Source organism: candidate division WOR-3 bacterium, from assembly GCA_039804025.1.
GTDB lineage: Bacteria > Hydrothermota > Hydrothermia > Hydrothermales > JAJRUZ01 > JBCNVI01.
The window spans coordinates 1-26,610 of sequence record JBDRZP010000028.1; the positions used below are offsets into that span (position 1 = coordinate 1).

Genomic DNA, 26,610 nt, shown 5'->3' on the forward strand with positions numbered 1-26,610 from the left:
ACAGAAATGAAAAAATTTATCCCTTTGATCACAATTCAGTTGAGTGGGTAAAAGCTAATGGTGGATTGCATTCTAAAGAAGCAAGGTTAAATCCTTTAAGGTGTGTAGTATGTCACGAAGAAAAAGATAATGTCTGTTTAACATGTCACGGGGGCGGAAAATGAGATGTTTAAATTTTTTAATTATTTTCTCTCTTTTATTTTCATTCTGTTCAAAGAAAAATCCTGAGAAACCTGTAAGTTATCATCCTGAGAAATGGTATAGAATTCATGATGATAAAATTCGAAATATGGGTGGTAATTATGAGACCTGTTTAAGGTGTCATGCAATGGAAGGAGAATCTCCCTTTGAAGGTGCACCGGCTTGCAGAACCTGTCACACTTCAGAACCCTGAAATTAAATTTTTATTGTATTTAAATTTTTTAAAAAAGTTGGTAATATAACAAAAAGGTTCTTTTTAAAGTTAATAGGTATTAAAGGAAAAGTTTTTTGCTTAAATTTACAAATCTTAAAGAGGTGAAGATCAAATGATTTTATAAGAGGATGCGTATATTGAAATATTTTGAGAAAACTATAAAAGAACATTTTATAGGAACCACTCTTCTAAATCTTATTTTGAAAAAAATTTAATTTCTTATGGTTCTTTACATATGCTTGAATTTTTCTTTATTTAATGTTATAATAAAACCATCTTATCAATAACACCTTTTTTAAAAAAAGTAACAAAAGGAGGTAATATATATGACAAATTTTATAGTTATTTTTTTATATACTCAAACTCTTAGTTTTAATCCTTTTGTTCAGAATATTTTTAATCCAGATATTTCTTTGATTGCTGATTTTTCTTTTGTAGGTAGTGACATTAAAGATGAATGGAGGGAAGAACTTTTAATTCCAGAATTTATCGGTCATTTCCATTCACATATAGGTAAAAATAGGGGATTTAATTTCAATTATCTTGAGCTTGTCTTTTCAGCCTTTGTGGATCCCTATTTTGAATTATTTTCTATTAATACGATAAATCCCGAGCATGGAATAGAAATTGAGGAACTTTACGGTGATTTAAAATTTTTGCCTTCTGGATTTGGTTCAAGAATAGGTATTTTTAAAAGTGAAATAGGAAGGCATAACTTTAAGCATGCCCATTACTGGGATTTTTATGACTCACCAATAATATATGATGCACTTTTAGGTAGTGAAGGCTTAAGTGGATTAGGTTTAAGAATTACATATACATTTCCTTTTAATTTCTTTTTAAAGTTCGGGAGTGAAATTTTTCAAAATTCCTACGAAGAGCCTGTATCCTTTAATGCAGATGGTTTTAAATTTCTTGATAAGGAAATTGAATCTTTTCCAAAGCCTTCTCTTTTTACAGGTTATGTTAAGACATCCTTTGATTTTATTAATCATGTATTTCTTTTAGGAAGTTCTATTCTTTATGGACCCTCAAATATCTATCATTCAAATCATCATAAAGAGGCTTCTCACAATTATGCTATAAGTTCTCCAAGAACAGTTTTATATGGATTTGATATTACATATAAGTATATTATTGATGCTTATAGGTATATTTCCTTTGAAAGTGAATATTTAAGTAGAATTATTGATGGGAAATTATATCTTGTAAATGAAACAGATACAAATTCAGCGGTTGAGCATAATTTATATAAAATAAATTCTGGTTTTTATTCAGGGATAGTATTTAAGTTAAATAGAAGAATTAGAACAGGTTTAAGATTTGATTATCTTTTTAAGCCATCTGTTAAGATAGATGGAAATGTTTCTCAAAATGATATTAAAGATTTATATAAAATTTCTTTTATGGCAGAGTATAACTTTACTGAATTTTCAAGGATTAGGTTTCAGTATAATTATGATCATACAAAGTATTTTGAGGAAAAAGTGCGACCGATAAATGAATTTATTTTAAATATTAATTTATCGATAGGTGCCCACGGTGCACATATGTTTTAAAAGGGAGGTTAAAAATGTTAAATATTTTTATTTTGTTTTTTTCCTTATTAAAGGAAGAGCCAATAAGGGTTGTTGTAAGTTATCCATATATTGCTTCAATTGTTAAGGAAATAGGTGGAGATATGGTTGATATTACAACTCTTTCAAATGGAACAGAAGATCCCCATCATGTGGTGCCAAAGCCCTCTTTGATTGGAAAATTGAGAAGGGCAGATATTTTATTTATCAATGGAGCATCCCTTGAAATTGGTTTTTTACCGCCTCTAATTGAACAGGCAAATAATCCAAAGATAAATCCAGGAAGCAAATTTTTGATTGATTTATCACGGAAAATTGAATTAATTGATAAACCATTAAAAGTAAGTAGAGCTGAGGGTGATATTCATCCTGAAGGTAATCCTCATTATTATTTGAGTTATAAAAACCTTCCCAAAATTGCCGAAGGAATTTTGGAAGGGCTTATTTTAGTGAGACCTGAAAAAAGAGAATATTTTGAAAATAATTATAAAAATTTTATTGAAAAATATGAAAATAAGAAAAAAGAATGGGAGGATATTTTAAAAAGGATAAGTTCTTTAAAGCTTATTCAGTATCACAGAATGTTTAATTATTTGGCTAAAGATGGAAATTTTGAAATAGTTGCTGAAATAGAACCTAAACCTGGAATACCTCCTACAGCAAAGCATATAGAAGATATAGTAAATAAAGTAAAAGGGCAAAATTTTATAAAAATTGTAGGAGCTGTTTACAATGATATAAATACAATAAAAAAACTTTCAGAAAAGACAGGTATTAAGTATGTGATACTTCCTCATGATGTGAATAGTTTAAATGAGGTAAAGGATATTTTTTCTTTATTTGATACAATTTTTAAAAAACTTTCAGAGTGATAGATATTCTTTTTACGAGTTTCCTATTTGCGACTGTTTTAGTTGGTATTCATTCTTATTTTGGTATTTATATAATTGAAAGAGGTATAATTTTTACAGATCTTGCGATAGGACAGATGGCAGCAGTTGGAACTGCTCTTTCAATTTTGCTTTTCGGTGGTAAATTTTTCTATCCTATTTCTCTTCTTTTTTCTTTAATTGGAGCACTTCTTATTGCTTTAACTTCAAATAAAAAAAATTTAAGTCACGAGGCTTTCATAGGTCTTATATATGCAACGGGTATAAGTTTATCAATAATTTTATTATCAAAAAATCCTCATGGTATTGAAGAAGTTCAGAGGTTACAAGCAGCAGATATTTTATTTATAACAAAAATTGATTTAATAAAAACTTCAATACTCTATTCAATAATTGGATTAATTATTTATTTTGTTGTAGAAAGGATTAAGGGTTTGAAAAGGGAAATACTTTTTTTTACTTTATTTGCAGTTACTGTTACAAGTTCAGTAAATCTTGCTGGTGTTCTTATAGTTTTTGCAATCCTTGTTGTCCCGGCTTATGTGACCGGTTTTTTCGTTAAAAAATTTTCTTTGAGATTAATAACTTCATGGATATTTGGAATTTTTGTAAACATTATTTCAATTCTTATTTCTTATTTTTTAGATTTACCAACAGGTTATACTATTGTTGCTTTTTATTCCTTATTAGCAATTATTATTTCTATTTTTTTGAAATAGTTTTTTATTATGAATATTAATGAGTTGGTTAAGGAAATTTTTTCTTTGAATTCTCTTTTAGTTTTGACGGGTGCTGGTGTTTCGCAGGAAAGTGGTGTTCCTACATTCAGGGGTAAAGATGGATTATGGAAAAATTATGATGCAAAGGAACTTGCAACACCTCATGCTTTTGAAAAGAATCCAAAACTGGTATGGGAATGGTATAATTGGAGAAGAAAAATAATTTTAAAAGCAAAACCAAATTCTGCCCATTATGGAATTAAAAAGTTAGAAGAGATTATTCCTGATTTTTTGCTTGTTACTCAGAATGTAGATGATTTGCATAGAGAAGCAGGTTCAAAAAAAATATTAGAAATTCATGGTAATATTTTTAGGACAAGATGTATAGGTTGTAATAAAAAAGAGTTTGAGAAAAAAGTATTTAAAGATGAGGAGTTGCCTCCAAGATGTAAGAATTGTGGTAGTCTTTTAAGACCTGATGTTGTATGGTTTGGGGAGCCTATTGATGAGATTATTTTTTCAAGTGTTTTAGAATTTATTTCAAGATGTGATGCAATTCTTGTTGTTGGAACATCTTTATTAGTTTATCCTGCTGCTTCTATTCCTTTTTATATAAAGGAAAAAGGAGGAAAAGTTTTTGAGATAAATTTAGAGCCAACACAGATTTCAGAAATTTCTGATATAAGTATTTTTGGAAAGGCGGGTGAAATTTTTGAAAAATTTATTAATATTATTACTTAATAAATATTTCAACTTTATATTTTTGTTTCAGGGAATTTATGATTGAGTCTTTTTTTGCTTGGGTTTTTTGAAGGTGTAAATAGGAATTTATTATTTTTAATAAATCTTCTTTCTTTGAATCTGTTTTCTTTTCGTCAATAAGCTTAACTATAGCATATCTAAAGGGAGATATTTCGACGACACCACTTATTTCGCCAGTTTTTAGATTTAAAACAGCATTTATAAAGGGAAGGGGTAAATCAGGGTTTATTTTTAATACACCAAGATTTGTTTTTTCTATATTGGCTATAATGTTGGGTAAAGATTTTAGTTCCTCTATTACTTTTTCAGGTTTTGAATTTATCATTTTATTTCTGATTTCTTCCAGTTGGTTTTTATTTCCACCTATAACATAGGCAATGGTAATATCCTTTTCAAAATTATTTCTATTTATTTCATAAAAATTTTCAACTTCCGAAGGTTTTATTTGAATTTTTGATTCAACTTTTCTTTTGATATATTCCTCTGCGAGTATTAATCTTTCAGACCATTTTATTCTTAATCTAATTATTGAATCATTTAAAAATCCCTCATCCTTTGCTGCAAGGTAATATAGAAGTGTTTCTATACCTAAATTTAAAACTCTCTTTTTTTCTTCTTCATCAACAAAGGGTTTTAAATTTGAAGGAAAATGCATTTCAAGTTCTTTTTTTGTGATGGCTATTTTGCCAACTTTTGCAACAGGATAGTTTTTATCTTTTATTTCTTTTTTGTTGCAGTTTATTAAAAGAGCTATCAGAAGAATTATGATTAGTTTCATAAGTTTAATTATAAAGAAATTCTTTTAAATTTTAAAAATGATTGTTAAATGAGAAAATAAACATTTTAAAAATTTTAGGAGTGTAAAATTTAGGTTTTCTAAGTTTGTAACATTTAAATGAAAAATTTTAAAGAGATATTAGATAATGGAAAGAGGTAAAAATTATCATTTTTTTAAAAATTTTTAACATTTATTCTCATATTCTATAATTTTATGGTAGCCGCACCCTTTAGGGTGCGTAAAAATTCTAAAAAATCTCCACATTGGTAAAATTTCGCCTTTTGAATAATTATATATAATACATAAAATGAAAAATTTTAAAGAGATATTAGATAATGGAAAGAGGTAAAAATTATCATTTTTTTAGAAATTTTTAACATTTATTCTTATATTCTATAATTTTATGGTAGCTGAACCCTTTATGGTGCTTAAAAATTCTTTAAGAGTGCTTTTTCTTTTATCCCCATAATTTTATTTAATTATATTTAATTATAATTATATTTAATCATATGGTATCCACAATTTTATGGTAGCCGCACCCTTTAGGGTGCGCAGAAATTCTTTAAGAGTACCTTTTTCTTTTATCCCCATAATTATATTTAATTATATTTAATCATATTTAATCATATGGTATCCATAATTTTATGGTAGGGTGCGCAAAAATTCACTCTGAAAGTGCTTTTTGATGAATTTTGAGAAGAAATTAAAATAAAATCTCTTTCTGCATCAGTTATTAAAATACCAAATTCAAAAGCAAAAATATCTTTTTATGCAAAAACGGTTAAAGTAAAGGTATATTTTCTGTGCAGTTCTTTTAAAGACGAAGTTAGGTTTTGCTTATGCTTACAAATCTTTATAAGGTGAAAATGCAAAAGATTTTATGAGAAAATGCTTATGTTGAAAGATTTAAAGAGGACTATACAAAAAACATTTTTTAGGAGGCACTTCTTTTAATCTTATTGAGCCAGAAAAATTCAATGTTGTTATGGTATTCTATATTTAATTGAGGAAATTTCTAAGAAATCTTTATAATCAATTATGAATAAATCGTCAAATTTTTTAAACTATGAAAATAGAAAAATACGATTTTGGCGAAATTATTATAAATGGTAAAAAATATACAAGGGATTTGATAATTTTCCCTGATAAAATAAAAGAGAACTGGTGGAGAAAGGAAGGGCATTCTTTATGTATTGAAGATTTAAAAGAAGTAATTGAATACAAGCCTGAAATTCTTATAATAGGGACAGGATATTCAGGAGTTATGGAAGTAAAAGAAGAGGTTATAAAAGAACTTGAAAGAAATAATATAAAAGTTATAATTAAAAAAACAAAAGAGGCAGTGAATATTTTCAATGAATATATGGATAGAAACAAAAAAGTTGTGTGTGCGCTTCATTTAACTTGTTAAAATTTTTATTGTCAAAAATTGACACACACAAGAGGTAAAATATTAAAATGTCAACGCTTAAAAAGGAGGTAAAAATGGAAGAATTGAAAAGAAAAATAAAAGAACTGGCTGAAAAAGTTTATAAAGAACTCGGCCCATTTGGATTTATTAAAGAAACGGAATACGAAGCCGCTCTTGCCTATGAATTCAGAAAAAATGGATTAAAATATCTTGAACAACTTCAGGTAGATATAATGTATGAAGACCAAGTTTTAAAGGGTGGAAAGGTTGATTTTATAGTGTTTGATGAAAAGGAAGAAAACGGGATAATTGTGGAACTTAAAACACAGAAAGATATCTCTGGTGAGTATCTTCATCAATTATTAAAATATTACGATGCTCTAAAATCTCAAAAAACAGGAGTTCCAAGATTTCTTTCGGAAAAAATAAAAGGTGGAATGGTATTAAATTGGAAAACATATGATGCTATAAAGGATAAATTGCTTGAAGGCTTTCAAGAGGCTGATAAAATTTCAGTTACTCTTGATATTGATAAATTTAAAGAGCAATACGGTGATATAATTGATCTTGTTGAAATAGAAGTCCCTGTTGAGAAAAAGAGAAAATGATGAATTGTAAAATAAAAGATTTTGAAGTTAAAGAAGTAACAGAAGGTGGAAGGGATGGAATAAAAATTAAAATAAACGGTGAAGAGGTTGGGATTCTTAAAGGTAAGGTTAGTTTAATTCCTGAGAAAGACATAAAAAATTATAAAATTGAGGATTTTTCCTCTTTATGGCTTTATGAATTTGAGAATTATGAATTTGAAGGTAAAAATGGATGGGAACTCCGGAAAATCGGAGAAAGTGAAATTATAAGAGAAGATAAAAATATTAAGATTCAGCAAACAAGAGATTATCCTTTTAAAAATTACATTGGAAAATCTGAAATTATTTTTAAATTTAAAAAAGAAGAAAAAGAATATTCATTACCCGTAGAAGTTATTTCAGAAAAATTAGAAACAAATAAAGATTCTCCACTTTTTTATCCCAGATTTTACAAAAATCTTATTTTATCAATCTGGGAAAAGTTTAAAGAGCTCCCTTTTGATATTGCACCGGTAGTATTTACTCCTACTTCTTATTACATTTCTTTAAGAGCCTCACCACTTTTCACTTTTTTCTTTTTAAAAAATAACAAAGAAAATTTAAAGAGTGCCTTAAACACAATAAGAGCAAACCCTTACAGAATTTTAAAAGAGGAAAAGGAGATGCTGGATATTAATAAAGTTTCAGAAGTTGACGCTGATACAATTTATAGCATTTTAACAAATCCAGAATATCTTTATGAATCAAAAAGCAAATTAGGTTTTAGCGCCAAAGAAAAATATTATTTACCGAAAAAAGTTCTATCCTCTTTAAAATACGAAACTCTTGATACTCCTGAAAATAGATTTGTTTTAAATTTTCTTAAAAGAATTTCTCAGGATATTGAAGAGTTAATTAAAAGTAATAAAGAATATAAAGAAACAGTAATAAAAGAAATAGAGGGAATAAAAGGATTAATTGATGATTTTATAAAGGATCCTTTATGGGAAGAAGTAGGAGAATTTTATATTTTCCCATCATATTCAACGGTTTTAAGAAAAAGAGAAGGATATAAAGAATTATTAGAACTTTACTTTAAATATCTTATGGGAAGAAGTCCCTTTGAGAAAATTGAAGAGGCAATTAATTTAAGAAAGGTCTACGAACTCTATGAATTCTTTTGTGCTTTAAAGTTATGCAGCCTTTTAAATGGAACAAAAGGAAAAATCGTAATGGAAGTTGAGGAAAAAATAAAGGGGAAGCTTAAAATAAAATTAGAATTTATGATAGGTAATAAGAATTACAAATTCATTTATCAAAAAAATGAGAAAAGTTATTCTGGAATAAGTTTAATACCTGATTTCTCAATATACGAGGGAAAGAAACTAAGAATAATTTTAGATGCCAAGTTTGCTTTTAAAAAGCCGGATATAGATAAAGAAAAAGATAAAGAAAATATAGGAGAGGAGATTGAAAGGGAGTGGGAAGAAGGAAAAGTTCCAAAAACTGGTGATATAATAAAGATGCATGCTTATAAGGATGCTTTAAAAGCTGATGCATGTATAATACTTTATCCTGGTGAAGAAGATAAGTTTTATAAAGAAGAAGGAGATACACCTTTTGAAGGAGATTTAAAAAATTTGATAGAAAAGATTTTAACAGAAAATGAAGAAAATAAGGAAAATTTAAAAGGAATAGGTTGGTTTAAAATGTTACCTTATGAAGAATAAAAAGGAGGTAAAAAATGAAAAAATACAACAATTTAACAGAATGGTATAAAGAATTTATAAAGTCTGAAGAAGGAAAAGCTCAAATGGAAAAACATAATTCAGAAGAAGAAAAAATAAAAGAGATAATTAAAAATATTAAAGAATTGAATGAAAAACTATATGAATTTTATGAAAAGAATAATAAGGATGGGAAAAAGGCAGGAAAAGAGTTGATGAAGTATTTAATAGGAAATATGAAACTAGAAAATATTAATTGGAAAACCAAAGAAATTGATCCTCTTTCTCTTTATGGAAAATTATCTGGGATAAAGGTAGATAGACTAAGAAAAAGTAATGATCCTAAAGTAATAGGAAAACTTTTCTACCAAATTTTCAGTGGAGGGTTGAAAACTTTTGGAGGACCTGGCGTCTATTCAGGTCAACCAATGCTTTATAGGAAAGAAGAAGAAGATAAAAAGTGCCAAATTGCTTGGGAAATTTTTGAATTTATCAAAGATTTAAAAGATTTTGAATCTCTAAATGAAAATGAAGATAAATTTAGAGAATTAATTAAAAAATTACTGGAAAATAAGAAAAAAAATATAATATTTACCCAAGAATTATATTGGGTAAGACCTGATATTTTTTGTCCATGGGATAATAATTTGATAATATTCGCGGAAGGAAATTTAAGTAATTCCGATTATTCCAAACAACCAGGTAACCTTAAACTAGAAAAGTTTATAAAAATCTATCTTACTTATTTAAAGGAGGTTCATAGTTTTACGGAATTTTCTTATCCAACTGTTTGGTTTTGTCGCTATATCTTTGAATTTGCTAAAGGTATAGGTAAAAGTGAAACTAAAAATAAAGAGGAAACAAAAGAAAAACATAAAGAGAATTCTTCAGAAGGTGTGGAAAAGAAAGAAGAAAAGTTAGAAGGATTATCTTCTTATTTTAAAAGTAAGGGATTTTATTTTGCACCTTTTCAGATTTCCTCTTTCTATACCGCATTAAAAACTAAAGGATTTGTGATACTTGCTGGTTTATCAGGAACAGGAAAAACTAAAATGGCTCAACTTTTCGCAGAAGGTTTTTATAAACCAGCATTAAATAAACCAGCATTAAATAAACCAGCATTAATTGGATCAAAGGGTTCAGAGAAAGAAGGGAAAGAAACTCTTGAAGAAATGATTGAAAATTTAAAAAATGGGAAAAATATTTTTTTATGGACTGCTTCGTTAAAGAGGGAGTTATACAAAGAATTAAAAAAATATTTACCTTTTAATTTGTATCTTTATGACAACGAAAGTAAAAAAATTATAAAAAAATTTGATGTAATAAATATGTTTAAGAAAGATGAAAAAAATATTTCGGAATTTGAAAATAAATTAATGAATCCATCGTGGAAAGATAGTTTTAATTTAGCTTTTGAAATAAAAAGTTTTTGCGATATTGATTATGATTTTTCAGAATATACAGTTGAATTAATTGATAAAGAAGAATTTAAAAAAGGGAAAATAAAAAAGGGAAAAACAAAAAAAATAAAGGAACTTGGTCAAGAAGTAAAGGCAACTCAAAGTTCTTTCATACTTGTATTTGATTTTGATTTAGTTAATTCTTCATTTTTCCTTTCTGTGCGTCCTGATTGGAGAGATTCAAAATCATTAATTGGATATTATAACCCTATAATGAATAGATACGAAGACCCCACAGGTTTTTTAAAATTCATTCTAAATGCTATAATAGATTATAAAGAAAATAAAGATAAAGCTTCTCCTTATTTTGTAATTCTTGATGAAATGAATCTCGCAAGAGTTGAGTATTACTTTGCTGAATTTTTGAGTGTTTTAGAAAGCGGAAGGGACGAGGAAGGTTTTACAAAAGAAGGAATAAGAATCCAGATTTCAGAAAAAGAAAATAAAAAAGAAGAATTAAAAGATGATTTGAAAGATTTACTCAAAAAAGCAAATTATAATTATGATGAAGGAATAATTAATTTAAAACTACCACCTAATCTTTATTTCATTGGAACTGTAAACATTGATGAAACAACCTTTATGTTTTCCCCAAAGGTTCTTGACAGGGCATTTGTAATTGAATTTAAAGATGTAAGTTTTAAAGAATACATTAATATTCTGAAAAGCGATAAAATCTCTTTTTATTTTAATGAAAACATTGTAAAAGATTTCACACAAAATGGAGAATTTCTAAAAGCATACAGTGAGAAGAATAAAATAAAAGAAGCACTTGATGAATCAACCTTCAAGGAATACCTCTCTTATATTACAAATTTATCAAAAAATTTAGAACCCTATAGTCTTCATTTTGGATATAGAGTTTTAGATGAAATCGCTTTGTTTTACAAAAATGCAAAAGATGCAGAAAAAAATAAAATAATATCTTTTAAAAATGATGATGAAATTTTTGACCTTGCTATTTTAATGAAGGTTTTGCCAAAGTTTCACGGAAATAGAGCAAAACTTGAAGCTCCACTTTATAAAGTGCTTTATTGGTGCAAAAAGCCCGGGAATCAAGGAGAAAAGAAATTAGAAGATATAAAATCTGAGTTAGGAATTAATGAAATTGAAAAAATTGAAGATGAAATCAAAAAACTAAAAAATAACCAAAGTGATTGGAGATTTTCTCATACAGCATTAAAAGTTCTGGAAATGCTTTACGAGCTCTTTATGGAGGGTTATGCGGGTTATTTATAAAGGATTGGGAAATTCAAAAGTTAAGAAAATTTTATATTCTTATATTTCCAGAATAGATGACTTAAAATACTATTGTGATAGATGTTTAAAAACAGAAAGGTGGGGAGGGAGTGTTCCTTTAATGATAATAGATGCAGCATTTACATCAATTGGACTAAATTATTTTACAGCAGTTGTTCCAAAAGTTTTAAAATTTAAAGAGGATTTTGTTGATAAAGGAATAATTAAGGATGTTTGTGATTTAGTAAAATTTGATTATAAAAAAGCATTTTATATATGGAAAAATAAAAGGTCATGGCATGTTATAAAAGAAATTTCAAAATATTTTTGTGAATTAAAAAAAGAAAAAGGAATTTCTGATAAAGAGGCTTTAAGATTATGGGCAAAAAATGCAAAACCTGAAAATCTTAAAAGTGACCCAATAGGAAAGATAAAAGGTGTTGGTCTTATAACCTTTGAATATTTAAGGATGATGGGAGGAGTTGATACTATTATGCCTGATAAAATTGTTAAAAGAGTTTTAAATAAAATTTTTGAAGAGGCAGGTTTAGAAAAAGAAAATGATAATTTAAAATTCATTGAAAAGGTTAAAAAAATAAGTGAAGAGACAGGAATAAGGAGTATAGAGATGTGCTGGATGACATGGCTAATTCAAAGAGAAGGGGAAAATTTAAGAATTGAAAAATATAAAGATATAATGGATTTGATTTGATGAAAATATTGATTCTTGGAGCAACTGGCTTTATAGGTAAAAACCTTTCTAATAAATTATTAGAAGAAGGAAATACTATCTATGCTTTAACAAGGAATTCTAAAAAAATATTTGACAGAAGAATAAATTTTGCATTATGGGATGGATGAAAAATACCAGAAAATTTAGATGGTTTTGATGCAATAATAAATCTTGCTGGTGAAAACATATTTTAAATTTTATATAATAAAAACAAAAAAAGAAAAATAATTGAAAGTAGAGTAAACGCTGGAAAAGCAATTTTAAACTTTATAAAGAAAACAAAAATTAGACCAAAGGTTTTAATTCAAGCCTCTGCGATCGGCTATTATGGAAATTCAGATGAGGAGAAAGATGGGTTTTCTCCCCCTGGTAAAGATTTTTTAAGTGAAGTATGTATTGAATGGAAAAAATCAACAGAAAAATTGAAAAATATGGGATAAGAAGATGCATAATAAGAATAGGTATAGTGCTTGGCAAAGGTGGGCTTCTCTCAAAAATTCTTTTATTTCAAAAATTTCCCTTTTTATTTATTATTGGCAATCCTGAAAATTTCATTTCCTTTATTCATATTGAAGATCCCATAAATGCAATAATTTTTTTAATAAAGAATAAGAATTGTAAAGGTATTTATAATTTAGTATCTCCTTTTCCTATTAAATTTTATGACCTTTACAATACCCTTGCTAAGATTTTGAACAAAAAACTTATAAAGTTCCCTGATTTCTTTTTTAAAATTTTAATGCAAAAAATGGCAGATGAAGTGATTTTCTTCAATCAAAAAATTATTCCAAAAAGAATATTAGAGCAAAAATTTGAATTCTCATATTCTGATATAGAAAAGGCATTAACAGAGATTTTGAAATAAAAATAGTCTCTACCAGACTTGTTCTGCTGCTTTTCCAAAAGTTAAAATAAATTCAAAAATATTAGCAATAAAATGGGCAAGGTTATGTGGAAGATGAAATTTTTTTTCAAGGATAAATTCAACAAACTCATGAATAAAGATTCCAAATTTTGGGAGTGTATTCAATCCCTCTTTATAAATATAAATTTTATTTTCTTCCCAAAAGCCAAGTTCATCTTTTAAATTTGTTTCAGAATCAAATATGATATTTTCGCCACTTAAAATTATTTCTATTCCTAAAATTTTCAATCTTTTAACTTTTTTCATTTAAAATGAAAATTATAATTGATTTACAGTTCAAAAAAGCAATATAATTAAGTTATGAGATTAAAGATAATATTCGGGGAAACAGGGGATCCCTTTAATATAAGCAGAGATTACAGAAGATACTTTATATCTTTTATAAAAAAAGTATTTGAAAAGTCAGGGAAATTTGATGAATTTTATTCCTCAAAAAGATTAAAGCCCTTTGTATTCTCAGTTTTTCTTGGTAACCAGTTTGAATTAATTGAAGAAAGTGAAGACGAAAAAATAAAAGTTAATCCACCATTTAATATGATATTCTCAACTGGTGATTTTGAAATCTTTTCAATTTTTTACAATGGTTTACTTGATATAAAAAAAGAAAATTCAGGAATAACCTTAAAAAATAAAATTTTTCAGATAAAAGATATTTCTCTATCAAGAATAGTAAAGATAAATGAAGATTCTGCAGTTTTTAAAACTGTTGGCATTTGTATTTTAACAGATCCAGAAGAAAATTCAGAAAATTTTGATAAATGGTTTATTGTTCCTTCTGAAAAGAATATTGAAAAGTTCAATCAGGTTCTTGAGAAAAGGATGCTTAAAAAATATGAGATGATAAATCAAAAGAAAATTGAAACAAAAATAGAACTCATTCCCTTAAAAGGTGAAAGTATAAAAGAAATTTATGTAAAGCATTATGGTGGTTATTTAAAGGGATTTAAAGGAGTATTTACTTTAAAATCTGACCCTTGTATGCTTCAATTCATTTATGATTATGGTCTTGGAGTAAGAACTGGTCAGGGTTTTGGCTTATTGGAGATAGTTAAATGATAAAAAGGCAAAAATTTAATTAAAGGAACAAAAAGTAATTAAAAATGCGGAAAAATTTTCCAAAATTTTATTTTTCAGGTGGAAGAATAGATTCCAAAGATGCAGTTGATTTTGCTTTTCTATATAATTTAAATTCATTTGGAAAAATTTTCATATTAATGTTAAAATATAAGTTCAAAATAGGGGGTAAAAATGGACAAAATAATTTTATATCCCTCCAACTGGCTCTATAATGCAGGAGTGGTGGGATTTTTGAGGGTGCTGGAAGATAAAAATATTATAAATGGTATGGAAAGTTTTTTAAAAGATGATGGAAGTATGGAGATTTGTAGAGACATATTTCAAAAATTAGCTGGTAAAGTAAATGAAATTTATTTTTCTGAAGGAAAAGTTGCTAGCATAGTTGGTAAAAGCGAACTATATAGAAATTATTTGCAACCAACATGGAAGAACATTTTTAATAAATTTATTGAACTCTTACAAAAGGTTATATACACCGGAAATTGCGATATTTGTGGGGTTGGATATTATATTCCTAATAATGTCATAAGTCTTAAAAACAGTGACCTTGAAAACTTAAACAAATTTCGCGACGGAATAAGAATTTTAAATATACGATTAAACGCTTTGCTTGCCCCTTCTCGAAAATTTCCTAATAGTTTTTGGAATAATAATGCCACTTCTATTGTATGTGATCTTTGTGGCTATATCCTCGTTCACCAACATTTAGCCTTTACTCCCTTATCAGATGGTTCAGAAATCTTCATAAATGCTCCCTCATTTAAACTAATGTGGTATCTTAATAAGTATTCTTCAATATTTAAAGCAAAGGCAATTAGTGAATATAAAGAAATCCTTGGAATGAGCCTTATAGAAATGGCTTCTAAATTTTATATTCAACTTGGTAGATGGGAGAAAATGAATATTGAAATAGTAAGTAAGCATGGAGATAAAATAGACTTCTTTTCTCTTCCTGCTGAAATCGTTAATTTACTCACAAATAAAGAAATAGCTTCTCTATTAACCCAAATTGGTGAATTTAAAATTCTAAATATGGTTTTGGATGGAAAGTTTAAAGATATTTTAAGTTTTGCTGAGAAAATTTTAAGAATATTTTTCAAAAATGAGAGAACAAAAAATGAAGAAGATTTTATAAATACAAACATAAAACTTGATAGAAATAATAAAAATTTAACAGAATTTTCTCAAAAACTTTTTAAACTTTATGCTTTAATTGAAAGAGAAATTAAAAAGGAGGTGATATAATGAACTTTGATATAACAAAATGGAAAGAGGAAATTTTAAACTATCTTCAGGAAAAAGTAAAAAATAACCAATATGAAGATTTTGAAGATATCCTAAAAGAATATAAAAATTTAGCTTTTGAAATCCAAGAAATTCTTGAATATGCCGTAAAATATACAGCAGGGGAAGGAAAAGAAAAGTTACGAAAATTATATGAAAAATTTTCCTATGATAATGCAGGTGAAATGGTTGAAAGGTTAAGGAGTTTGGGTTATGCTTTTAGATATGATAAGAATTACAAAAATGTGGTTGATGCTTTTTCAAGTCAAGCATTTAGAATTATAGAGAGGGTAAGACATTCACAAAGAAATGAAGTCCAATATCTTATAATAAGAATTTTTAGAGCTGATGAAAAAGAAATACCAATTTTACTTGCAAAGTCTTTTAACCCTATCTATTCGGATGAGCTTTTTAAAACTTTTATATATTCTTTTTTAAGTGGAATTTTAGGTGAAACAAAAGAAGGAGGTGAAGAATCATGAAACATATAACTATAACAATGATTTTTGAAGCATCAGCTCTCAACAGAGATGAAAAAATTGCGGAAAATGTTCTTTCAATTAAAAAACTTCAAAGAGGAAATAGAACGGTAAGTTTTATTGGGAAAACAGCAATAAGACACTATTTATTTGCAACCCTTCAAAAAGCATTTAATTGGAAACCTGCCAAAGTAACAGGTCAGGGAAAGGTTGTTCAATTTGACATTACCCAAGATGACATCATCTCAAGTCCTGAACTTGACGCTTTTGGTTATATGTACACTATTGGTGGTCAAGCTTCTATTACACGAAAGGCACCTGTTGGAATTACAAAAGCTATCGGCTTAGATCCATATAACGGCGATATGGCGTTCTATGCAAATCATGATTTAGTAAATAGAGGTATAAAGCAGGGCCTTAATGTTACTCCAAATCCGTATAATAAGGAAGAACATGTCTCATTTTATAAGGTGAGTTTTACAATTGATACTGATATTTTAGGGAGAGATGAATGGATTGGAGAAGATTTGAGTTATAAAGATGGAAAGTTATATATTACTATCCAAAAACCTCACTTTGCTATTTTAAAAGATGTTGAGAGAAAGGAGGATGAAGAGGGAAACATCTATTATGAAATTGATGAGCACCCTATTTATGTTGAAGGAAGGGTTGTTAGAGTGGCAAAAAATTTGATGGAATACCCGAAAGAAAAAGGGAAAAAAGCCAAGGAAACAACGGAAGAAAGTAAAGTTATTCAATTTAAAACAGAATATTTAAAAGAGGAAAAGAAAGGAGAAGAAGAAAAAAAGAGGGGTCAAAAGAAGCCTAACATAAAAGTTCAAGAATATGAGGAAGAAGGAGATTTTTATAAATTTATTGTTTCAAAGGAACCAGAGTATAATGAGTCAGAGAAAACTTTAAAAATTGAATTAGGTTTACAAAAAATATTGGAAAATGTGGAAGAGAGAAAAAAGGGATGTGAATACATAATAAAAGAAAAGAAAAACGAAAAAGAGTTTGAACATAAAATTAAAGTGGAAAAAGTTGGAAATAAGGTAAAGGTAATATTTGAAATAAATCCTGAAGCAAAAAAGGAAAGAATAGAAAATATCTTAGAATGTATCAAAGATGGTCTAAAATCTCAATCAAGCAATGAAGAAAATACAATAATTCCTCTATTTTTAGTTGCTGCATATGTTAAAGTTCCTGTTCCTGTATTCCATCCTTATATAGAAATACGTTATTGTGAAGATAAATATGAAGTAATAGGAATTAGAGACGGTGTAAAAAATAGTTGGGTGGAAAAATTTTTCATAATGGATACAGAAAGAATAAAGCTTCCAAATAAAGAAAGTTTAAAAAATGAATTTAAAAATAAGTGGATTGAGGAATGGAATGAATTTTTGAAGGGGATATCTCAAAATGGAAGTTCTAAAACTTAAAATCTATCAACCACATGCTCATTATAGAATTCCCTTTACTTATCAAAGAAGGCACACTTACCCCATACCACCATATTCCACTGTTATCGGTCTTTTATGTAATATCTTAGGAATAAGAAATATTGAAGGAAAAGAAGAGCCATGTATGAATCAAAATTGTTCTTGCGATTACCACAAACTTAAAAACATAAAAATCTCAATATGTGGGAAATTTGAAAGCAAAACAACTGAATATATTTGGTTTAGAAACTTATCAGAAAAAAGTCATAACGATAGATTTGGTTTTCCAGAAAATAGAAATATCTTTGGGTATGCTGAACATCCCGGCGGTCAGATGCCTGTTTTAATAGATATTTTAAATGATGTAGACCTTTGGATTTATTTTTATCATGAAGATCAAAATTTTTTAGAAAAGATAAAAAATTCTTTTGAAAATCCTCAAGATAGAATTTATCCTCTTCATCTTGGAAGAGCAGAGGACTGGATTGTGATTCAAGAAATTAAATTTGTTGATAAATTTGTTGATTTGGAAGAAATAAACTATGGTGGTGATTTTAAAAAGTTTTTCTGGATACCTAAAAATTCTTTTCTTCCTGATGGCTCCAATTTTGATTTTGAGAAATTCGGTGGTCTTTTATATAAAATTCCAACCTTTTATAGGCTTTTAAATGGCAGAAGAGATTTTATCTATGTAGATGCAAAATTAAATGATGGTGAAATTGTGATTTCCAAATCTGATACAAAAATTTTTTATGATAAAAATGAAAAAATTCCTTTATTTTTTGCTAATCTATAAGGAGAATTAAAAATGGAAATATGGGCTAAATCCGAAGGAATAAGGTTAAGCACACATATTAAAGATATATTAGAAGTTTTTGAAAGAATAAAAGATAAAATAAATGATGAACTTCACCTTCCTATAAAACTTGGAATTTTTTATCACGATTTAGGTAAAGTTTTGCCGAAATTTCAAATTGAAATTGTTGAGAATAAAAATTACGAACCTTTTGATATTCTTCACGATTTTCCTCATTCACTGTTTTCAATTTTTTGGATTGATATGAAAAAGTTTAAAGAAAAATTAGGAAACGATAAATTAGTAGAAATGATAATCTCTTCCGTTGCTTATCATCACTGGAGGGATTATTTTGATGATTATGTTGCCGGGAAGAAAGACCTAAAAAATTTTGGTGAATTTGTTCTTAAAATAAAGAATAAGTTAGAAGAGAATCTCCAGAATGAAATCAATTCCTTAACAGATTGTGAAGTAAAAAATTTTATTGAAACTGTAAATCTAAATGAAAAACTCCTTAAAGAAATAAAAGAGGGTGTGAAATTGTATAATATTGCTATCCCCCCATATAAATTTGATTACGAACCATTGAGAGAGAGTATTGCCCAAAGCATTGAAGATACTAAGAAATGGATTTTAATCTCTGGATTTTTACAAAGATGTGATCACTTTGCCTCCTGGTGTGAAGAGGAAAATGAGAGTTTTGATAAAGTTGAAATTGAATGTGTGAACATTAGTGATGTAAAAAATAATATAAAAAATGAAATAACACAAAAGACTGGGATAAGTGATGAAGAACAAATCTGGCAATTTTCCAAAGTTAAAGATTATATAAATAAAGATTTAATCCTTATAGCACCTACTGGATATGGAAAAACGGAATACGCCTTTTTATGGTCTGCTGATAAAAAATTTATTTATACTTTACCACTTCGTTCTGCTGTAAATCAAATTTATGATAGATCCTTAAAAATCTTTGGGAATGATAAAGTTGGATTGTTACACTCAGATGCGGATGTTTATTTAATTGAAAAATGGGGTGATGTCGGGGATAATATTAAACTTTATGAATTATCAAAAAATCTCTCATTTCCTGTAATAATTTCAACGGGTGATCAATTTTTCCCTTATGCCTTAAAACCACCAGGATATGAAAAAATTTTTTCACTTTTTTCTTATTCAAATCTTGTAATTGATGAAATTCAAGCATATGATCCAAAAGCATGTGCTATTATTGTTAAATTTATTGAGTGGGTTAAAACTATGGGTGGAAACTTTTTACTCATGACAGCCACAATGCCTGAATTTGTCAAAAAAGTATTAGAAGAAAAAGATATTCAATATGAAGAAATAAATATCTATGAAGAGGAAAAACAAAGATTTGAAGAAATTGTTAAGCATAAAATTAAAATTGAGTTTATTGAAAATAAAAAAAAGGAATTTAAAATACCGGATGACCTATTAAATAAAGCAATTGAAGAGGCTAAAAGTGGTAAAAGGGTTCTTTTTATATTAAATACTGTAAAACACGCCCAAGAAGTTTATGAAAAGATTAAAGATAAAAATACATCTATTGAAGTGTTCCTTCTTCATTCAAAATTTACATTTGAAGATAGAAAAAATAAAGAGAAAGAAACAATCAGTAAAAAATTTAAAAATCCAAAACCTGATGATGAAAAAGAAGGCAAAATTCTTATAGCAACTCAGGTAGTTGAAGCATCTTTAGATATAGATGCAGATATTTTATTTACTGAGATTTGTCCTCTTGATGCTCTTGTTCAAAGAATGGGAAGAATTTTAAGAAGAATTGGTCCTAATTTTAAGTTTGAGAGTGGGGATGATAAAAAAAGATTGTATAAAGATAATCAGGACAGAACCTATGAAGTAGATTTTTCAGAACCTAATGTGTATGTTCTTATATTTAAAGATGGGCTTGAATCTGGTGATGGCAGAGTATATCAAAAAGAACTTTTAAAATTATCCATTGCATGGCTTTGGAAGAAATCAAAAAAGGATATCAAAGAGATTGATTTTAAAGAAAATGAAAAGAAAGAGTTTTTTGAAAGAGAATTTAAAGAGATTTTCAGTGAATGTTCTCAAAAACCCTCTAAAGGAAAAAGGAAGAAAGATGGTGATAAGGAAGATGATTGGATGAAAAATTTAAATATTCAAGAATTTGAAATAAGTGAATATGAAAAATATAAAATCGTTAGTTTATTTTACAAATCACTTCCAGAAGATGGTTCTTATTTAAGCCAATTTTATAGAACCCTTGAAGTTCTCTCTGCAGGTTATATGTCAAATAAGAAAACAGAAGCAGAAGAAATTTTCAGGGAAATTTATGATATACAGATAATTCCAGAAGAACTAATTCCAGAAGGGAAACTAAACGAGTCTAAAAAGGAGAAAAAGAATTTTGTAGATGAATTTATAAAAGATGTTAAAAAATTTGATTATGACAAAAAAAATTTTACAGATTTTAAGAAAGAAATTTTATCAAGGTATGTTATATCTGTGCCATATTTCAATATAAGCGAAAAGAATTGGGTATTTTACAAAGTTCAAGAAAATTTAAGTGATAAGGAAAAGTTAATTAAGTTGAAAAGATGGCTATCCAGGATTTTTATTTCTAAAGAACATAAATATGATGAAGAAAAAGGTATTATTAAAATAGGTAAATCAGAGGAACTGTCTATAATATGAAAAATTCTAAACTTAACATTTTAAAAGACCTATTCTGGGACTATAATTGGGATTCTGTTCTCAAAAATCTTGATTCGCCTTTTGTGATTGCAAGAGTGCTTGAAATTGGAAATAAGGAGCAAGTAAAAGAATTTATATCTTTTATAGGTTCTGAAAAAATTGTGGAATTTTTAAAAAAATATGGGAAAAAACTTCTCTCAAAACAATCATTGAATTTCTGGAAATTATATTATGGAATTAAAGAAGAAGAAACTGCTTAAAGAACATAAGAAAGCAATAGAAAAAATTGGAAATATGCTTAAAGAAGGTGATTTTTATCTTGCCGGTGGAACAGGAGTTTATTATTATCTTCAACACAGGCATTCTGTTGACCTTGATTTTTTTACAGATAAAGTAATTGATTTTAGGGAATTTCGCTCCTATTTTAAACCGGAAGAAATAAAATTGCTAACAAAAGACACAATACACGCAAAAGTAGAAAATATAAATCTCTCCTTTTTTCAATATCCATATCTTTTGTTAAACCCGCTAAATAATTTAGAAATGATTAAAATTGCAAGTCTGGAAGATATTTTATGTATGAAAGTGAATAATATAATTTCCAGAGGAAGTAGGAAAGATTTTGTAGATGTGTATTTTATTATAAAAGCATTAAAAGTAAAAAGCGATAAGGTGATTAATCTTTTTAAAAAGAAATTCGGTGCATATGATGAGTTAGTTATAAAAAAATCTCTTACATATTTTGAGGATGCTAAAAAGAACCTGAATTTCCTATGATTAAAAAAATAAATTGGGAAAAAATCAAAAATTTTTTCATAAAAGAATTTGGGAAAATATGATAAATGCTTGATTTAATTGAAGAGAAAATCACAGGTACGCAAGTTGCTTATTACATTGTATGTAAAAGAAAATTATGGCTATTTTCTCATCAGATAGAAATGGAAGAATTTTCCGATTATGTTTTAATAGGAAAAATTATTAGTGAAGAGAGTTTTAAAAGGGAAAAGTTTAAGGAAGTCTCTTTTGGTGATACTTTAAAAATTGATTTTTTAAAAGTTAAAGATGAAATAATTGTTCACGAGGTTAAAAAATCAAGAAGACTTGAAGAAGCCCATATCTGGCAGGTTAAATTTTATATATATTCCCTTAAGAAAATGAGAGTAAATTCAAAAAGAGGAATAATTCATTATCCTAAACTTATGAGAAAAATAGATGTTGAACTGAATGAAGATGACGAAAGGGAAATAGAGACAGCGATTTCAGAAATTAAAAAAATAAAGAATTTAAAAAATCCACCAGAAGTGATAAATAAGCCCTATTGTAAAAGATGTGCTTATTATAATTTTTGTTTTATATAGTGGCAAGAAATTATTACATATTTAAAAGTGGAAGAATAAAAAGGAGTCAGAACACAATATTTATAGAAACAGAAGATGGAAGGAAAATTTTACCTATAAATGATATAGACCAGATTTTTATTTTTGGAGAAATGGATTTAAATACTTCTTTCATAAATTTTATTTCTCAAAATGGGATTGTTGTTCACTTTTTTAATTATTATGGATATTATACGGGGAGTTTTGTGCCAAGAGAAGAAAACATTTCCGGTGACCTTATTGTAAAGCAGGTTGAACATTATTTAGATAAAGATAAAAGGCTTGAGATTGCAAAATTTTTTGTTGAATCAGCATCTCATAATATGAAAAGAAACATAGAAAAAAGAGGAGGTTTTGAGGAAGAGATAGAGAAAATAAAAGAGTATGCAAAAGAAATAGAAAATGTGGAAGAAATAAATTCTTTAATGAGTATAGAGGCTCATATAAGGAAGATTTATTATGAGTGCATTGAAAAAATAACAAGTTGGGAATTTGAGGCAAGAAGTATAAGACCGCCACAAAATCCTTTAAATGCTCTTATTTCCTTTGGTAATTCTCTTGTTTATGCCCAAATTTTAAAACATATATATGAAACTCCATTAAATCCAGCAATAAGTTATTTACATGAGCCATCAGAAAGAAGGTATTCCCTTGCTCTTGATATTGCTGAAATATTTAAACCAATTTTATCCGACAGGTTAATTTTAAAATTAATTGATTTAAAAATATTGAGTGAAGAGGATTTTGAAAGGTCTCTTGAATTTGCCTATTTAAAAGAAGAAGGGAGAAAAATATTTGTTAAATTTTTTGATGAGATGCTTGAAGATACCGTCCTTCATAGAAAATTAAAAAGGAAAGTAAAATATAAAACATTAATAACTCTTGAGCTTTATAAACTTATAAAACATTTATTAGGGGAAAAGAAGTATAATCCGTTAAAGGTATGGTGGTGAAATGAAGGTTATTTTGATTTATGATATTTCACTTTTAGAGAGGGAGGATCAAAGAAGGTTAACGAGGGTTATGAAGATAGCAAGAAAATATCTCCATCATGTTCAAAAATCTGTATTTGAAGGTGAACTTACTGAGGGTAAATTAAGGAAACTTGAGTATGAAATATTGAATGAGGTTGATAGAAGAAGGGATAGTGTAATAATATATACATTTCCAGAGAGTGTAAATTTTCAAAGAAGAATTTTAACTGATATTGAAGACCCCACGACTAATATAATATAATTTAAATCTTTGAAAATTGGGTTGGTGTTTTGCAAAACTGGAGGTTTGACGCAAAAATTTTAGGAAAATTTTAAAAACTTGTTGTGTTTCAACTAAATTTTATGCGGTCGCAATTTGCCAAAGAGGAATTTAAACCTGTCGGAGAAAGGAGGTGAGAATATGTGTAAAATAGTTTCAGTCACCCAAAGAGGAATTTAAACCTCACAAATGCACGAACTATTCCAGAGACTTTAACTGTTTCAGTCACCCAAAGAGGAATTTAAACGGATATCTTTTTAGTCCGTCGAGCATAGCATCTCTTAGTTTCAGTCACCCAAAGAGGAATTTAAACGAGCAGTATTTGTGAAATACCCTTTTAAGTTTTACTGTTTCAGTCACCCAAAGAGGAATTTAAACAGCTTATGATGTTAGTAAATATACAGGGATAGATAAGTTTCAGTCACCCAAAGAGGAATTTAAACTTGAATATGCAATAAAGAACAAGAAAGGTATGTGGAGTTTCAGTCACCCAAAGAGGAATTTAAACTCTAAAGTATTAGCTAAGTTAGCTGAAGATGAAGACGTTTCAGTCACCCAAAGAGGAATTTAAACTTTTATTCACGATGAATTCGATGTTGTTGTCCCTAGTTTCAGTCACCCAAAGAGGAATTTAAACTACTGCTTATAAATATGCGACACAAGGAAACACAGAAGTTTCAGTCACCCAAAGAGGAATTTAATGCCATAAAAAAATGTATAATAAGATCAATGGGATATAGGTGCTTAAAGTAATTCTTGGAAGAAAAAAAGAAAAAATGAATAGAATTATAAGGAGGTAAAATATGTTCAAGAAAAATTTAATTTTAACTTTTTATGCACAAACACCTGTTCATATGGGTTCAGGAGTTAGTGTAAGTTATGTAGATAACCCAATTCAGAGAGAAAAACATACTGATTTTCCAATACTTGCTTCAAGTGGAATAAAAGGAGTAATAAGAGAATTAGCATTAAGGATTTGGAATAACGAAGAAAAAGTCAATGTGATTTTCGGTCCGGAAAAAGGCGGAGAAGAATACGCCTCCTGTATTAGTCTTACTGATGCCAAAATTTTGTTATATCCTGTCCGCTCTGTTAAAGGAGTTTTTGCATATATTACCTGCCCTTATGTTTTAAATAGATTCAAAAATGAACTGAAAAGTATCGGGATAAATGAATTACCTCAAATTCCATTATTAACAAAAGAAGATAATAAAGAAAAAATTTTAGTATGCTCTAATTCAGAATTAAAAATTGATAATAATAAAGTTGTGCTTGAAGAGTTTGTTTTTGATATTGATAATTCCCAAAAAATTAATAACATTGATGATTTAGTGAAAAAAATCTCTTATTATTTACCAGATGAGGTAAGTTCAAACTTAGATAAACATTTTGCTATTGTTTCTGATGATGTTTTTAAGGATTTTGTAAAATATGCAGTTGAAATAAGGACAAGGATAAGAATTGATCAAACAACAGGAACGGTTGCAGAAGGTGCTTTATTTACTATTGAACTTGTGCCTTCTGAAAGTGTCTTTTATGAATTTTTATTTATAAATGATCCATATAAAAAAGAACACGATAAAATTAAAGATGCTGAGAGTGTGGCTCATGAAATGAAAAATCTTTTAAATAATACCATTATCCAACTTGGCGGTGATGAAACACTTGGAATGGGATTGATGAAAGTAAAGGTTTATGAAAAAGGTGTTGAAGGAAATAAATAATATAATTAAGAGGTTAAAAGAGCATCCCAAGGTGGTGGCAGTTTATATTTTTGGTTCTTATGCAAAAGGTTACAAAAATATAAATTCAGATATTGATATTGCTGTGATAATGAAAGATATTTCTTTTGAAGATGAAGCCGAAATTGGAAGTATGTACTCTAAAAAAATTGATCTGGTTCTTTTCCATAAACTTCCATTATATATTCAATTTGAAGTTCTAAAATACGGAAAGGAAATTTTTGTAAAAGATGAGGAATACCTAAAAGAGATTAAATTTAAAGTTTTGAGGGAATATCATGAAATGCAGAGGTATTATCAAATGATGAAGGAGAGTATTTTGAATGAGAATACTTGATAATATATTGAGATTTGAAAATCATTTAAATGGTGCAAAGAAGCTAAGGGGAAAAAATTTATCTGATTATCTGGTTTATAATACTTTGGCTATGGAATGTTTTCAATCAGCAAATGCTTTGATAGATATTGCAGAATCAATTACAAATATTAAAAAACTTGGTTTTCCATCCACTTATACGGAAGTATTTGAATATCTTTATAAAAATGAAATTATAAAAGAAGATGAATTAAAAAAGGCAAAAAAAATTGTATTTTTAAGAAATCTTATTTCCCATGAGTATTATAAAATAAGAGAAAATGAATTAATTGAAATGGTTGAGTTATTAGAAGGAATGGAGAATTTTATAAACAGAGTAAAAAGAATGATAAAGAATGGTGAATTATGAAAGAGATAATTTTAAAATGTAGAGTCATAACTCCTCTTTTTATGGGTGGTGCACAGCAACAGGCGGAATTAAGAACTCAGTCTATTAAAGGATTGATAAGATGGTTCTGGAGAGCAATTAAATGTGAGAATGATATTGAAAAATTAAAAAAAGAGGAAGCAGAAATATTCGGAGGCGAGAATTTAAGTAGTAAAGTAAGAATAGGTTTGATATTCAAGTCAATCAAGAAAGGAAGAAATATAAAAGAAGATTTTAAATTGGATTGGAAATTTGATAAAGAGTCTAAATCTCTTAAAGGCACTCACAGAGGTTTAGGTTATATTTTATACTCCACTGTATTACCTGAAAGAGAAAGAGAGTATATAAAACCTGATACAGAATTTGAATTAAAAATTTATTCCTTTTATGAAGATGCATTAAGTCAAACACTTGCTTCTTTATGGGCATTAGTATATCTTGGAGGTTTTGGAACACGGTCAAGAAGGGGCGGAGGAAATTTAGAAATTATTGGAATTGAAGGTGATACAAAAACA

General features: G+C 27.7%; 29 protein-coding genes and 1 CRISPR repeat array. Of the genes, 27 read left to right on the forward strand and 2 right to left on the reverse strand.

The window, feature by feature from the left end:
* Positions 1–160 precede the first annotated feature (160 nt).
* The 5 genes from ABIN73_08880 (at position 161) to ABIN73_08900 (ending at position 4,342) form a co-directional block, all read left to right on the forward strand.
* Positions 161–394, forward strand: coding sequence for a hypothetical protein (locus ABIN73_08880; GenBank protein ID MEO0269838.1), 234 nt, complete (start codon positions 161–163; stop codon positions 392–394).
* Between the two features lie 347 nt (positions 395–741).
* The gene (locus tag ABIN73_08885) at positions 742–1,974 is read left to right on the forward strand and encodes a hypothetical protein (protein ID MEO0269839.1); all 1,233 of its coding nucleotides are present in this window, start codon (positions 742–744) and stop codon (positions 1,972–1,974) included.
* Between the two features lie 14 nt (positions 1,975–1,988).
* Positions 1,989–2,864 carry a zinc ABC transporter substrate-binding protein gene (locus ABIN73_08890; protein ID MEO0269840.1) on the forward strand — a complete coding sequence of 292 codons (876 nt, stop codon included), beginning with the start codon at positions 1,989–1,991 and terminating at the stop codon, positions 2,862–2,864.
* Complete coding sequence (locus ABIN73_08895) at positions 2,861–3,601, forward strand: metal ABC transporter permease (protein MEO0269841.1); 741 nt, start codon at positions 2,861–2,863, stop codon at positions 3,599–3,601. Before ABIN73_08890 ends, ABIN73_08895 begins: the two co-directional genes overlap by 4 nt.
* A gap of 9 nt (positions 3,602–3,610) precedes the next feature.
* Positions 3,611–4,342: an NAD-dependent deacylase gene (locus ABIN73_08900; protein MEO0269842.1), complete on the forward strand. Its 732-nt coding sequence runs from the start codon at positions 3,611–3,613 to the stop codon at positions 4,340–4,342.
* On the opposite strand, the gene ABIN73_08905 is transcribed toward ABIN73_08900, so the two are convergent.
* On the reverse strand, positions 4,335–5,141 hold the full coding sequence (locus ABIN73_08905; GenBank protein ID MEO0269843.1) for a peptidylprolyl isomerase: 807 nt from the start codon (positions 5,139–5,141) through the stop codon (positions 4,335–4,337). The two genes, ABIN73_08900 and ABIN73_08905, sit on opposite strands and share 8 nt — an antisense overlap.
* 1,066 nt (positions 5,142–6,207) lie before the next feature.
* On the opposite strand from ABIN73_08905, the gene ABIN73_08910 reads away from it, so the two are divergent.
* The 7 genes from ABIN73_08910 (at position 6,208) to ABIN73_08940 (ending at position 13,142) form a co-directional block, all read left to right on the forward strand.
* Entirely contained in the window at positions 6,208–6,552 is a 345-nt protein-coding gene (locus tag ABIN73_08910) for an MTH938/NDUFAF3 family protein (protein ID MEO0269844.1), read from the forward strand.
* A gap of 74 nt (positions 6,553–6,626) precedes the next feature.
* Positions 6,627–7,160, forward strand: a complete 534-nt coding sequence (locus ABIN73_08915; protein ID MEO0269845.1) for a GxxExxY protein — start codon at positions 6,627–6,629, stop codon at positions 7,158–7,160.
* Positions 7,160–8,848, forward strand: coding sequence for a DUF2357 domain-containing protein (locus ABIN73_08920; GenBank protein ID MEO0269846.1), 1,689 nt, complete (start codon positions 7,160–7,162; stop codon positions 8,846–8,848). The genes ABIN73_08915 and ABIN73_08920 overlap by 1 nt, the downstream gene beginning before the upstream one ends.
* A 14-nt stretch (positions 8,849–8,862) precedes the next feature.
* Positions 8,863–11,544, forward strand: coding sequence for a hypothetical protein (locus ABIN73_08925; GenBank protein ID MEO0269847.1), 2,682 nt, complete (start codon positions 8,863–8,865; stop codon positions 11,542–11,544).
* Entirely contained in the window at positions 11,528–12,256 is a 729-nt protein-coding gene (locus tag ABIN73_08930; GenBank protein MEO0269848.1) for a hypothetical protein, read from the forward strand. Before ABIN73_08925 ends, ABIN73_08930 begins: the two co-directional genes overlap by 17 nt.
* Positions 12,256–12,405 (forward strand): NAD-dependent epimerase/dehydratase family protein, encoded by a 150-nt coding sequence (locus tag ABIN73_08935; protein ID MEO0269849.1) that lies wholly within the window; start codon positions 12,256–12,258, stop codon positions 12,403–12,405. The genes ABIN73_08930 and ABIN73_08935 overlap by 1 nt, the downstream gene beginning before the upstream one ends.
* Before the next feature lie 272 nt (positions 12,406–12,677).
* Entirely contained in the window at positions 12,678–13,142 is a 465-nt protein-coding gene (locus ABIN73_08940; protein MEO0269850.1) for a DUF1731 domain-containing protein, read from the forward strand.
* Between the two features lie 9 nt (positions 13,143–13,151).
* On the opposite strand, the gene ABIN73_08945 is transcribed toward ABIN73_08940, so the two are convergent.
* The gene (locus tag ABIN73_08945; GenBank protein ID MEO0269851.1) at positions 13,152–13,448 is read right to left on the reverse strand and encodes a hypothetical protein; all 297 of its coding nucleotides are present in this window, start codon (positions 13,446–13,448) and stop codon (positions 13,152–13,154) included.
* A gap of 54 nt (positions 13,449–13,502) precedes the next feature.
* Between ABIN73_08945 and cas6 the strand changes: the two genes are divergently transcribed.
* The 15 genes from cas6 to cmr1 form a co-directional block, all read left to right on the forward strand.
* On the forward strand, positions 13,503–14,258 hold the full coding sequence (cas6, locus tag ABIN73_08950; protein ID MEO0269852.1) for a CRISPR-associated endoribonuclease Cas6: 756 nt from the start codon (positions 13,503–13,505) through the stop codon (positions 14,256–14,258).
* 192 nt (positions 14,259–14,450) lie between these two features.
* Complete coding sequence (locus ABIN73_08955; GenBank protein ID MEO0269853.1) at positions 14,451–15,524, forward strand: hypothetical protein; 1,074 nt, start codon at positions 14,451–14,453, stop codon at positions 15,522–15,524.
* Complete coding sequence (locus tag ABIN73_08960; protein MEO0269854.1) at positions 15,524–16,045, forward strand: hypothetical protein; 522 nt, start codon at positions 15,524–15,526, stop codon at positions 16,043–16,045. Before ABIN73_08955 ends, ABIN73_08960 begins: the two co-directional genes overlap by 1 nt.
* Positions 16,042–17,484, forward strand: a complete 1,443-nt coding sequence (gene cas7i / locus ABIN73_08965) for a type I-B CRISPR-associated protein Cas7/Cst2/DevR (protein ID MEO0269855.1) — start codon at positions 16,042–16,044, stop codon at positions 17,482–17,484. Before ABIN73_08960 ends, cas7i begins: the two co-directional genes overlap by 4 nt.
* A complete protein-coding gene (cas5b, locus tag ABIN73_08970) occupies positions 17,465–18,280 on the forward strand; it encodes a type I-B CRISPR-associated protein Cas5b (protein MEO0269856.1) in 816 nt (271 codons plus the stop codon). Before cas7i ends, cas5b begins: the two co-directional genes overlap by 20 nt.
* Before the next feature lie 12 nt (positions 18,281–18,292).
* The gene (gene cas3, locus ABIN73_08975; GenBank protein MEO0269857.1) at positions 18,293–20,980 is read left to right on the forward strand and encodes a CRISPR-associated helicase Cas3'; all 2,688 of its coding nucleotides are present in this window, start codon (positions 18,293–18,295) and stop codon (positions 20,978–20,980) included.
* The gene (locus ABIN73_08980) at positions 20,977–21,240 is read left to right on the forward strand and encodes a hypothetical protein (protein MEO0269858.1); all 264 of its coding nucleotides are present in this window, start codon (positions 20,977–20,979) and stop codon (positions 21,238–21,240) included. The genes cas3 and ABIN73_08980 overlap by 4 nt, the downstream gene beginning before the upstream one ends.
* Positions 21,212–21,757, forward strand: a complete 546-nt coding sequence (locus ABIN73_08985; GenBank protein MEO0269859.1) for a nucleotidyl transferase AbiEii/AbiGii toxin family protein — start codon at positions 21,212–21,214, stop codon at positions 21,755–21,757. Before ABIN73_08980 ends, ABIN73_08985 begins: the two co-directional genes overlap by 29 nt.
* A 65-nt stretch (positions 21,758–21,822) precedes the next feature.
* Positions 21,823–22,338: a CRISPR-associated protein Cas4 gene (gene cas4, locus ABIN73_08990; protein ID MEO0269860.1), complete on the forward strand. Its 516-nt coding sequence runs from the start codon at positions 21,823–21,825 to the stop codon at positions 22,336–22,338.
* Positions 22,338–23,309, forward strand: a complete 972-nt coding sequence (gene cas1b / locus ABIN73_08995) for a type I-B CRISPR-associated endonuclease Cas1b (GenBank protein ID MEO0269861.1) — start codon at positions 22,338–22,340, stop codon at positions 23,307–23,309. The genes cas4 and cas1b overlap by 1 nt, the downstream gene beginning before the upstream one ends.
* 1 nt (position 23,310) lies before the next feature.
* The gene (cas2, locus tag ABIN73_09000) at positions 23,311–23,592 is read left to right on the forward strand and encodes a CRISPR-associated endonuclease Cas2 (GenBank protein MEO0269862.1); all 282 of its coding nucleotides are present in this window, start codon (positions 23,311–23,313) and stop codon (positions 23,590–23,592) included.
* A gap of 106 nt (positions 23,593–23,698) precedes the next feature.
* Positions 23,699–24,313: a CRISPR direct-repeat array (repeat unit 29 nt; unit sequence GTTTCAGTCACCCAAAGAGGAATTTAAAC).
* A gap of 100 nt (positions 24,314–24,413) precedes the next feature.
* Positions 24,414–25,334, forward strand: a complete 921-nt coding sequence (cmr4, locus tag ABIN73_09005; protein MEO0269863.1) for a type III-B CRISPR module RAMP protein Cmr4 — start codon at positions 24,414–24,416, stop codon at positions 25,332–25,334.
* On the forward strand, positions 25,306–25,689 hold the full coding sequence (locus ABIN73_09010; protein ID MEO0269864.1) for a nucleotidyltransferase domain-containing protein: 384 nt from the start codon (positions 25,306–25,308) through the stop codon (positions 25,687–25,689). Before cmr4 ends, ABIN73_09010 begins: the two co-directional genes overlap by 29 nt.
* The gene (locus ABIN73_09015) at positions 25,676–26,077 is read left to right on the forward strand and encodes a HepT-like ribonuclease domain-containing protein (GenBank protein MEO0269865.1); all 402 of its coding nucleotides are present in this window, start codon (positions 25,676–25,678) and stop codon (positions 26,075–26,077) included. The genes ABIN73_09010 and ABIN73_09015 overlap by 14 nt, the downstream gene beginning before the upstream one ends.
* Positions 26,074–26,610: type III-B CRISPR module RAMP protein Cmr1 (gene cmr1 / locus ABIN73_09020; GenBank protein ID MEO0269866.1), on the forward strand; the 537-nt coding region annotated here is incomplete at its 3' end. The genes ABIN73_09015 and cmr1, both read left to right, overlap by 4 nt.